This is a genomic window from Deinococcus malanensis, assembly GCF_014647655.1.
In the GTDB taxonomy this organism is placed as follows: domain Bacteria; phylum Deinococcota; class Deinococci; order Deinococcales; family Deinococcaceae; genus Deinococcus; species Deinococcus malanensis.
The window spans coordinates 120,159-130,190 of the sequence record NZ_BMPP01000013.1; the positions used below are offsets into that span (position 1 = coordinate 120,159).

The window sequence follows — 10,032 nt, forward strand, 5'->3', positions numbered from 1 at the left end:
TGCCGATCAGTTCACAAACGCGATTAAATCCGGCGCCCAAAGGGAGAACGCTCAATACGCGCTGTCCTCCCACCTGCACTCTCAGGCATGACCCATCCGCCCCGGTGCGTCACAACTGGCCCCGACCACCCGGTCATCCCCGGCAGTAGTCAGAGTGACTGTCACCGACCGCGCTGGCGCTCAGCACGCCAGCCTTGCCACCTGGAGAGAGTACCCAGGTCAACTTGCGCGGGGCCCGGCTGCGCCTGGATCGTGCATCCGTGCAGGTGCACTTCCAGTAGGTTCCGCCAAGAGGAAAGCCGGGATATTGAAAGACACCCTGTGGGGTGACCAGGACTCGGGTCGGCGCGGAACACCTGCCACGCCGGGCAGGCGCCTACACTGAGCGCACAGCATGGACATCGTCGACGCGCAGGTGCATTTCAATCTTCTTGGGACCCTCGACGCGGGCGTGGCTGCCATGGACGCGGTCGGGGTTAGCGCCCTGCTTTATGACGAGTACTGGGCCTTTGATGCCAAAAGCCGCATTCTGCCGGGATATGAACTGCCTGGAGGGGCCTTCCGGCAGGTGTTTCCCCTTGCGGAAGAAGCGGCGCTCCGCTATCCCGAGCGGTTTGCGTACCTCGTGCGATTTGACCGCCGGGACCCCGACCTCGATGCGCTGGTCGGCAGCATCCGGACCGTTCCGCAGCGCAAGGCCCTGCGCGTGGTGCCCTGGACGCCCGAGGGCTTCGAGCAGTTTGCTGAGGGCGCCGACGCACCGCTGTTCGCCGCTGCCCAGCGGCACCGGGTGCCGGTCTTCGTGCTGCTTCCGGGGCGCACACGGCTGCTGCACCCCTACCTCCATGCCTTTCCGGATGTCCCGGTCATCGTCGACCACTGCGGCGTGACGCTCGCGCCGGGACGCCTGCACGACGACCGCCTGTCGGGGTTCGATGACGTTCTCGCGCTTGCGCAGTTTCCCAACGTCGCGCTCAAGTGGAGTCACGCGCCGCGCCTGTCGGGGGGCGCCTACCCCTACCCGGACGTGCTGGCCATGCTGCTCCGTGTCGTGGAAGCCTTCGGGCCCCAGCGGGTGATGTGGGGAAGTGACCACACGCAAAGCCGGGACCACCATTCCTGGGCCGAGTCCCTGTACTACATTCGCGACACGCCCGAGCTGTCATCCGAGGAGAAAGGCTGGATCCTGGGCCGGAGCCTGCGCACCGTCCTGCAGTGGCCTGCCCCTGCAGGCACGTCGGGCGCGTAATGGAGCCGGCGTGGTCTGGGCACGCCTGGGCAGCGTGGGAGAAGGCTGCCGGCCGGGTCATGAATGCCCCTGCACCGGAAAAGCAACCCGGAAGCCGTGGGGAAGCGCACGATTTGGCCCCTGCCGTACGGCGCGGTAAGCTCGCGGCAAGCCGATGCACATCCCAACCACTGAGGAGTTCCCCATGACGTCCATGCCCCTGACCGAGACGCTGCTGCTTCGCCAGCCGGCCCTGAGTGCCGACCACCTTGCCTTCGTCTACGCCGGGGACCTGTGGCTGTCGAGCCACGACGGCGGGAACGTGCGGCGCCTGACCGCCTCGCCCGGGCACAAACACTCGCCGTACTTCTCGCCGGACGGCCGCTTTCTGGCCTTCAGCGGCCACGATGACGGACCTGCCAGCGTATACGTCGTGCCGGTGAAGGGCGGCACGCCCCGGCGTCTGACCTTCCACCCGGGGGACGACTTCATGCGCGGCTGGACTCCCGACGGTCAGGTGCTGTTCGCCTCCGCACGCGAGACCATCGCCGCGCGCGTCCGCCGGCTGTACACCCTGCCCCTGGAAGGCGGACATCCCACCGCGCTGCCCATGCCGATGGCCGAGCGCGGCGCCTACTCACCCGACGGACGCCAGTTGGCCTACACGCCGTACCCCGAGCCCTTCTGGTCCTGGAAGAGGTACCGGGGCGGCATGACGGTGCCGGTCCGCCTGCTTGACCTGGGCAGCCTTGACGAACAGGACGTTCCCCACGAGAACGCCTCCGACACCTTTCCCTGCTGGCTGGGAGACAGCCTGTACTTTCTCTCGGACCGCCGGGGCGTCATGAATGTGTGGCGGCACGTTCCCGGCCTGGCAAGCGCCGAGCAGGTGACCTTCCACGACGACTTCGACGTGCGCTCGCTCACGTCGGGTGCGGGCCGCCTCGCCTATGAGCAGGGTGGGAGGGTGCATCTCCTTACCCCCGGTGAGGCCCCGGAAACGCTGACCATCTCGATTACCGCCGACCTTCCCAACACCCGTGCGCGTTATGTGAAGGCCGCTGAGCACGTCACGGCATTCAACCTTTCGCCCACCGGTGCGCGTGCTGTGTTCGCCGCCCGGGGCGAGGTCCTGACCATGCCGGCGGGCAAGGGCGATCATCGTAACCTCACAGGTACACCCGGCGTCTGTGAACGTGACCCGGTCTGGTCGCCGGACGGGCAGGCGGTCGCGTACCTCTCGGACGCGAGCGGTGAGTACCGTCTGGTCGTTGCCGACCAGAGGGGTGCCGTGCGCCGCAGTTACACGCTGGGTGAGACGCCGTCGTTCTACTACAGCCCGGTCTGGTCGCCTGACGGAACGCGCATCGCGTTTACCGACAAGGCGCTGAACCTCGCTTACCTGGTGCTGGAGACGGGTGGGGTCGTGCGGGTCGACACCGACACCTACGACCACCCGGTGCGCAGCCTGGACCCAGCCTGGTCTCCGGACGGACAGTGGCTCACCTACACCCGGCGGCTTCCGAATCACCTGCGTGCGGTGTTCGTTCATGACGTCGCGGGTGGGAGGTCGCACCAGCTCAGCGACGGCATGAGCGACGCGATCAGCGCCCGGTTCAGCCGTGATGGGCGACTGCTGTACTTCGCGGCGAGCGTGAATTATGGCCTGAACACCGGCTGGCTCGACATGTCATCGTACGATCGGCCCGTCACCCGCAGCCTGTACGTCGCCGTGCTGCGGCGCGACGACCCCTCCCCGCTGGCACCGCAGAGCGACGAGGAACCGGCCGCCCGGCCGCCTGAGGCCACCGCTGGCGACGCCGACTCGCCTGAACCCGTCCGGATTGACCTCGATGGCCTTGGGCAGCGCATCGTGGCGTTGCCGGTCGCGCCGGGGGAGTATTCCCGACTGGAGACGGCCGAGGGCCGGGTGTTTTACCTGGAACGCGACCGGACCGCCCAGGTCACCCCGGAACAGACGGCCGAGACCCACACCCTGCAGGCCTGGGACACCGAAGCTCGCGCCACATGCGAATTCACCAGGAAGGTCAGCGACTACCGCGTCAGTGCGGACGGGAAGAAGCTGATCTACGCCAGCGGGCAGCCGGCCACCTACGCCGTCGTCAGCGTGACCAAATCGCCCAAACCCGAGGATGGCCGCCTGGACCTCGACGCGCTGGAGGTGCGCGTCGATCCCCGCGCGGAGTGGGCGCAGATCTACGAGGAAGCCGTGCGGATCCACCGCGACTTCTTCTACGACCCGGGAATGCACGGCCTTGACTGGGCGGCCATCGCGCAGCGCCACCGGGCGTTTCTGCCACACGTCGGCCACCGCGAGGACCTGAACTTCCTGCTTGCCGAACTGGCGGGCGAACTGGTCGTGGGCCACGCCTACGTGAACGGCGGTGACCTGTCGCGTGGGCCCGCAGCGCGTGTCGGGCTGCTCGGCGCGGACTATGAGGTGGTCGACGGCCGGTACCGCTTCCAGCGTATTCTCAGCGGCCTGAACTGGAACCCGGACCTGCGCGCGCCTCTCACCGAACCCGGGGTGAACGTCCGCGAGGGTGAATATCTTCTGGCTGTCAACGGCCGGCCCCTGCACGCCCCCGACAGCGTCCATGCCCTATTTGAGCAGACCGCCGACCGCGTCACCGAGCTGCGGGTAAGCCCCACGCCCGACGACGCCGATGCCCGGACCGTTACCGTGCGTCCGGTGGACGACGAGCGCCGCTTGCGCCTGCGCGCCTGGATCGAGGAGAACCGCCGCCGGGTCGATGAACTGTCGGGGGGGCGTGTGGCGTATGTGTACATGGCGGACACTGCCCGCGTCGGGTACGAGGCGTTCAACCGGTACTACTTCTCGCAGCTGGACCGGCAGGCTGTCGTGCTCGACGAGCGCTTCAACGGCGGCGGTTCTGTCGCGGATTACGTCGTGGATCTGCTGGACCGACCCCTGCTGAGCTACTGGGCCACGCGTGAAGGACGTCCCTTCGCCTCACCCAACGCGTCGATCTTCGGGCCGAAAGCCATGGTCATCAACGAACTGGCCGGGTCCGGCGGAGACGCGCTGCCGCACTTCTTCCGCAGGCGCGGGCTGGGCACCATTGTCGGGAAGCGGACCTGGGGCGGCCTCATCGGTATCTACGACTATCCGCCCCTGATCGACGGCGGCGTGGTGACCTCGCCCCGCCTCGCCATCTTCAGCCCTGAGGGCGAGTGGGAGGTCGAGAACGTGGGCGTGGCGCCTGACATAGAGGTTGAGCTCTCCACGAAGTTTGCGGCGCAGGGCCGTGACCCGCAACTGGAACGCGCCGTGGAGCAGGTCCTGGCAGACCTGGCCGTGAACCCGCCACGGGCGGTGCCCCGGCCGGGGTCCGATCCACGGGCGGTGCGGGACGAAGGGGCGTCCGAGGAGCGCCCGCAGAGCGGTTGACCGTCGTTCTGGGGGCAGTGCACACGGCTGGACGTGTATCCCGGGACGTCATGTGCCCGTCTATTATTGATGACGGCACAGGCTTACCTTGCTCCCGTCGAGCTCCAGCGGGGGTCAAACTCATCAAGGCATCTGTGGTTCTGCAACCACCATCGCGAACCCATGCCATTGTCAAACGTTGACCGGATACCTGGTGGGGCCCACCGTGTACAGCGAAGTTCTCCCCCAGGAAAACACCCCGCTCCGCCGCTGCACTTCCCTGAACGGCTGCATGTAGGGCCACCCGTCTGCCCGTGAGATGGCAGCTTTCATCGAGGGGGCCATAAGGAGCAGCCCCAACCCGGGTCTCACGTAATGGGTTCTGCCCAGAGGCATTCCGGCAGACCTTGCTGGAGAGTTCTTCCGAGTCTCCGGTCAGGACGGCAGCATATCAAGCACTTGACTTTATGGGTCTGCAGATGGCCAGGGTGTCGTGCGTGGAAGGGCGTTCGTATGAACGGCATCATCCTTCTGGCGTTGACCCCAGTTTCGCAAGTGGTCGTGTACCCAGCGGACCTTTTCAGTCCATACCTTTTGGTAGCCAGAGGGTATCGTCACGCCCCTGGCCACCGGAGAATGATGTTCTTCTGACTACGGCCAGGTGCACGTGAGCTGGCAAATTGCCATTTGTGATAAGCTTTTATTGGAGAAAAAAATGGCAACAAAGTCAAATTCGCGTGTTCAGACCCTGATCCGTCACGCTCTGGAGGAACAGGCCGCGCGCGGGCATCAAGGAGATCTGCCAGAAGGAAAAGTCACCCTGCGCCTGCAGGCCATCGACGTGTACTGGCTCGCGCAACTTGCCGAACTCATGCATGCCAGCCGCACCCGCGCCGCTTCCCAACTGCTGTCTGCCGCCATCCGTGACGCCGCCCAGGCGGCCGGGCTGCCCACCGAAGGCGAACACTTCCAGACCACCTTCCAGGCCTTTTTGAAGGAGGAATTCCCACACGAGACCTCGCCTCCCTCTGACGCCTGATTGGAGGCCGCATGCCGCACCACACGGAGCTGATTTCCGCGCTTGCCATTGGCCTCACGCTCGCTTTCTTCGGCGGCCTGCTCGCCACCCGCCTGCGCCTGCCCCCCCTGATCGGCTACCTCTTGGCGGGCATGGCCGTCGGTCCTTTTACGCCCGGCTACGTGGCCGACGCCAGTATCGCTGCCCAGCTGTCCGAGATCGGCGTGATGCTCCTGATGTTCGGCGTCGGCCTGCACTTCTCCATCAGCGATTTGCTCGCCGTGCGCCGCATAGCCGTTCCTGGCGCGATGCTCCGGATTGTGCTGATCACCCTGCTCGGTGCTGGCGTCTCCCAGCTGTGGGGATGGTCACTGGGGGAGGGTCTGGTGTTCGGCCTGGCGCTGTCGGTGGCCAGCACCGTGGTGCTGCTGCGCGCGCTGGAAGAACGAGGAACGCTCGATACCACCAACGGAAAGATCGCGGTGGGCTGGCTGGTCGTCGAGGACCTCGTCATGGTACTGGCCCTGGTGCTTCTGCCCGCCCTGGCGCCGCTGCTCGGTGGCGGTGAGGGAGAGCTGGACCTGCGGACACTGGGCTTTTCGTTGCTTCTCACCCTGGCCAAGATGTTCCTGTTTGTGGTGGTCATGATGCTGGCGGGAAGGCGCTTCATTCCGTGGATGCTCGCTCGCGTGGCCCGGATCGGCTCCCGGGAACTGTTCACGCTCGCGGTGCTGGGCACCGCTCTCGGGATCGCTTATGTGGCCGGTGCGCTGTTCGGGGTATCGTTTGCGCTGGGGGCGTTCCTGGCCGGTGTCGTCGCCAGCGAAAGCAAGTTCAGCCATCAGGTGGCGGAAGACGCCCTGCCATTTCAGGACGCCTTCGCGGTGCTGTTCTTCGTGTCGGTAGGCATGCTGTTTAACCCGGCCATCCTTCTTCAGGCACCGCTGCTCGTGATGGCCACTGCGCTGCTGATCATCGTGGCCAAGACACTGGTGGCCTTTATCACTATGCGCCTCCTGCGGGCCTCCTTCACGACTGCCCTGACAGTCGCCATTTCACTGGCGCAGATCGGCGAATTCTCGTTTATTCTGGCGACGCTGGGCCGCGACCTCGACCTGCTGAGTGAGCAGGGACAGAATCTGATCCTGGCCGGCGCGATTGTCTCCATCATCCTGAACCCGTTCCTGTTCCGCCTGATTCCAGTGATTGAGCAATGGCAGCGGCACCGCACCCCTCAGGATGCGCCCGAGAGCCGCACGCCTGTCGGTCTGACGCGTCATGCAGTGCTGATCGGGTACGGCCGGGTCGGGCGCATGATTGCCCAGACGCTCCAGGCAAAAAACGTGCCGTTCGTGGTGGTCGAGCAGGACGAACGGCGCATTGACGAACTACGTGCGTCGCACATTCCTGCCATCTACGGGGACGCTGCGCGGACGTCGGTGCTCCGGCAGGCTGGGCTCGGTGAGGCCAGCGTGGTGGTCATCGCGACCCCGGATGCCATTCAGGCACAGCTGATCGTGGAGCATGTGCGCCGTGTGAACCCGGCGGTGTACGTCACAGCCCGGAGTCACGACGAGCACACGCAGCAGGCACTGCAGGATCTGGGAGCAAGTGATGTCCTGTACGGGGAGTACGAACTGGGGCTCGCCATGGGCAACCACGTGCTGACAGCCCTTCGGCTGACTCATAACGGCGCGGGTCCCTAAGGCGAATCCAGCCTCTGACTTGTGCTTCCCTGTTTGTGACCCAGCCCGGGTTTTCGAAATTCCCAGGACCCCAGGTTGTTTTTGCAGCAGAGCGATTTATTCTGAGCCGCCTGATGCTTCTGTGGCCTGGACCGGCCGGCGGGTTCCGGACAGTAGTGGGGCGGGTGGTAGTCTGCGGGCCCCCGTCCGCAGCATCTGCTTCCCACACATCCCCTTTTCCCAGGAGATCTTTTGCCCCCTCTGACCTCCCGTCACCTGCGCACGACTGGTGCAGAAGGCCCATTCATAATGGTCCGCATACCCTCGCCTGACAGCGACTTTGCCGCTGCCCACGTCAAGCATCGTGTGGATGCGCCCTCCCATCGCGCCAGCGATGGGGTCAGGGGTCCATGCTGATCCTCGATGCCCGGCAGGTCAGACACCGGGCCACGTATGGGGCTGTGGCCGAGGCCATCGCGGATCTCCTGCGTTCCGATGTGCTCCCGGTCGCTCCCCCACGACAGGTACTCCCCCTGCCGTCGGACGGCGCCCTGCTGGTGATGCCCGTTGCCGATCAACACTGCGCTGTCGTCAAGACCGTCACGGTGCACCTGGAGAACGCGCGCTCTGGCCAGCCGGTGGTCCAGGGTCAGGTTCTTGTCCTCGACGCTCGGTCGGGAGAGCCTCTGGCGGTGATGGATGGTCCAGCCATCACGGCCCTGCGTACCGCCGCTCTGAGCCTGCTCGCCGCCCAGACGTGGGGCGTTTCCGAGGGACCACTGCTGATGATCGGGGCTGGCCAGCAGGCCCGGGCGCATCTGGAAGCCCTGACTGAGGCCGGCCCACCGCGCGAAGTCTGGTGCAGCTCAACTCGCCCTGAAAGCACGCGTGCCCTTGTTACCTGGGGGAAAGAACGTGGGCTCCGGATCAGGGCCGCCGCCAACCTGGAGCAGGCGGTGCGGGAGGCCGCGGTTATCGTGACCGCGACGACCAGCGTGTCTCCAGTCATGCCGGACCTGATACGTGATGACGTGCTGATCCTGGCCGTGGGCGCGTTCAGGCCCGACATGCAGGAGATTCCGTCAAGTCTGGTCGAGCGGGCAGGCATCGTGGTGGATGACCTGATAGGTGCGCGGCACGAGGCAGGCGACTTGCTCCAGGCCAGGGTCGAGTGGGACGCCGTTCTGACCCTTCGTGACCTGCTGGGTGGTGCGGTGCCCCGTCAAGGCCCACGACTTTTTAAGAGCGTTGGACACGCGTTCTGGGACCTGGCAGCTGCCAAACTGTGTCTGACTCCATCTGAAGACAAAAGCGTGTGAAGCTTTCGGAGGTCCGTCAGATTGTGTCAAGGGAGGATGGTTGTCCTCAGGATGATTCCGCTGGCGTGCCAGTCAACTCCAGAGCGGCGACCTCCTCAGCCACCGAAGTGCTGCGCGCACAACTCCCTATCAGTCGAGGCGGAACTGTTTCCCTGGTATTTGGCCTGGGATGACGTTTTTACGATAGTCGAGACCTCGCCTCTGCGTCCAGGGGCAGCAAGAAGAATGATGGATCCAATTTATTTAATAATCTAGGCCAGAAGAGAGAAGGGGGGCTGCTGCTTTTCACAGCCCCCCTTCTCTCTTCTGGCGCCTACGCTGCGAGTGATACTTTTCTTGCGGGTATAGGAGAACGGAAATCCCCTTGACGGCATCAGCATCCATACATGCCGACCGAGCAATCACGGCTTTCAAAGGAAACAGACTTCGGCAGAATCTCAAGGGTTGCCCTCTTCTCTTGTGCTACAGCAGCTGCTTATGCTTAGCCGCACTGTACCCGGTTGCCTGCCATTACTGATCTGTGCGTAAGTGAGTAACATATGGTATGTCCTTCGCACTCTGGCGACCCGCCCGGCTGACCCGCACCCAACAGGAAGAACGTCGGCTTGCAGGTCAACCCTTCCTGGATGATCGCACCCGGACGGACCGTGACCTCGCTGAGCAATTCGGCGTTGCAGAAGTGACATCCGTGCCTGGCGTGCGCGGATTCGCCAGCGAGGCGAGGAAGCGCTGCGCGCTTCCGGCTCCACTGGCCGTCCGCATCATCTGAGTGCGGATTAACAAGCGGTGATTCAGGCGATCATCGAAGACGATCCCCGCGAACATGGCTTTGAGACCAGCGCCTGGACAACGCAGGGAAGCGCAGGAGATCACCGGCGGGATGCTGGAAGTGGTGTATGCCGATCAGGGCTATACCGGGCAGGCAACACTCGAAGCGGCTCGCAATAGCAATATCGAGCTGGTGGTCGTGAAGCGTCTTGACGCTTCACGGGGCTTTGTCCTGCTGCCCAAACACTGGGTGGTCAAGCGCTCTCTGGCCTGGTTATCACGTTTCCGTCGCCTTGGTCGGGACCTGGAGCGCCTCTCGTCCACCCTGCTCGGCTTTCACTTCGTCGCTGCCACCGTTCTGATGCTCGCAAAACTTAAGCCCGTTTTAGGATGACACCTTTCCCGGCCTCTAGTACCAGCGGCCGTGACCCAGTGTCTCTGGTGAGCAGCAGTTCAGTTCATGGCGTTCAGGAGTAATCCGGCGGCGCCAGCCACCTCTATTGATCTCGGCATAAGTTTGAGTCCATCAAGTGCTGTGGAAGCTGGATGTATCGTACACGCTGCCAAGCGCTGATCAACCGGGCCTTGAGCTCCTCCACGTT

General features: G+C 64.6%; 6 protein-coding genes and 1 pseudogene. All 7 read left to right on the forward strand.

Going from position 1 to position 10,032, the window contains the following annotated elements; genetic code table 11:
* Positions 1-394 precede the first annotated feature (394 nt).
* On the forward strand, positions 395-1,249 hold the full coding sequence (locus IEY49_RS15045; RefSeq protein WP_189010258.1) for an amidohydrolase family protein: 855 nt from the start codon (positions 395-397) through the stop codon (positions 1,247-1,249).
* 184 nt (positions 1,250-1,433) lie between these two features.
* The gene (locus IEY49_RS15050) at positions 1,434-4,661 is read left to right on the forward strand and encodes a S41 family peptidase (RefSeq protein ID WP_189010259.1); all 3,228 of its coding nucleotides are present in this window, start codon (positions 1,434-1,436) and stop codon (positions 4,659-4,661) included.
* 694 nt (positions 4,662-5,355) lie between these two features.
* Positions 5,356-5,679, forward strand: coding sequence for a hypothetical protein (locus IEY49_RS15055; RefSeq protein WP_229780833.1), 324 nt, complete (start codon positions 5,356-5,358; stop codon positions 5,677-5,679).
* An 11-nt stretch (positions 5,680-5,690) separates the two neighbouring features.
* Positions 5,691-7,364, forward strand: a complete 1,674-nt coding sequence (locus IEY49_RS15060; RefSeq protein WP_189010260.1) for a cation:proton antiporter domain-containing protein — start codon at positions 5,691-5,693, stop codon at positions 7,362-7,364.
* Positions 7,365-7,753: 389 nt separating this feature from the next.
* Positions 7,754-8,662: a delta(1)-pyrroline-2-carboxylate reductase family protein gene (locus IEY49_RS15065; protein WP_189010261.1), complete on the forward strand. Its 909-nt coding sequence runs from the start codon at positions 7,754-7,756 to the stop codon at positions 8,660-8,662.
* Positions 8,663-9,206: 544 nt separating this feature from the next.
* A complete protein-coding gene (locus IEY49_RS15070) occupies positions 9,207-9,431 on the forward strand; it encodes a hypothetical protein (RefSeq protein WP_189010262.1) in 225 nt (74 codons plus the stop codon).
* 90 nt (positions 9,432-9,521) lie between these two features.
* Positions 9,522-9,824: pseudogene (locus tag IEY49_RS15075) on the forward strand (transposase); the annotation flags it as partial.
* Positions 9,825-10,032: the final 208 nt, after the last annotated feature.

Bases quoted from the DNA above. Each gene is read 5' to 3' on its own strand.
- IEY49_RS15060 (WP_189010260.1), top strand. From the start codon at position 5,691: ATGCCGCACCACACGGAGCTGATTTCCGCGCTTGCCATTGGCCTCACG.
- IEY49_RS15045 (WP_189010258.1), top strand. From the start codon at position 395: ATGGACATCGTCGACGCGCAGGTGCATTTCAATCTTCTTGGGACCCTC.
- IEY49_RS15055 (WP_229780833.1), top strand. From the start codon at position 5,356: ATGGCAACAAAGTCAAATTCGCGTGTTCAGACCCTGATCCGTCACGCT.
- IEY49_RS15070 (WP_189010262.1), top strand. From the start codon at position 9,207: ATGTCCTTCGCACTCTGGCGACCCGCCCGGCTGACCCGCACCCAACAG.
- IEY49_RS15065 (WP_189010261.1), top strand. From the start codon at position 7,754: ATGCTGATCCTCGATGCCCGGCAGGTCAGACACCGGGCCACGTATGGG.
- IEY49_RS15050 (WP_189010259.1), top strand. From the start codon at position 1,434: ATGACGTCCATGCCCCTGACCGAGACGCTGCTGCTTCGCCAGCCGGCC.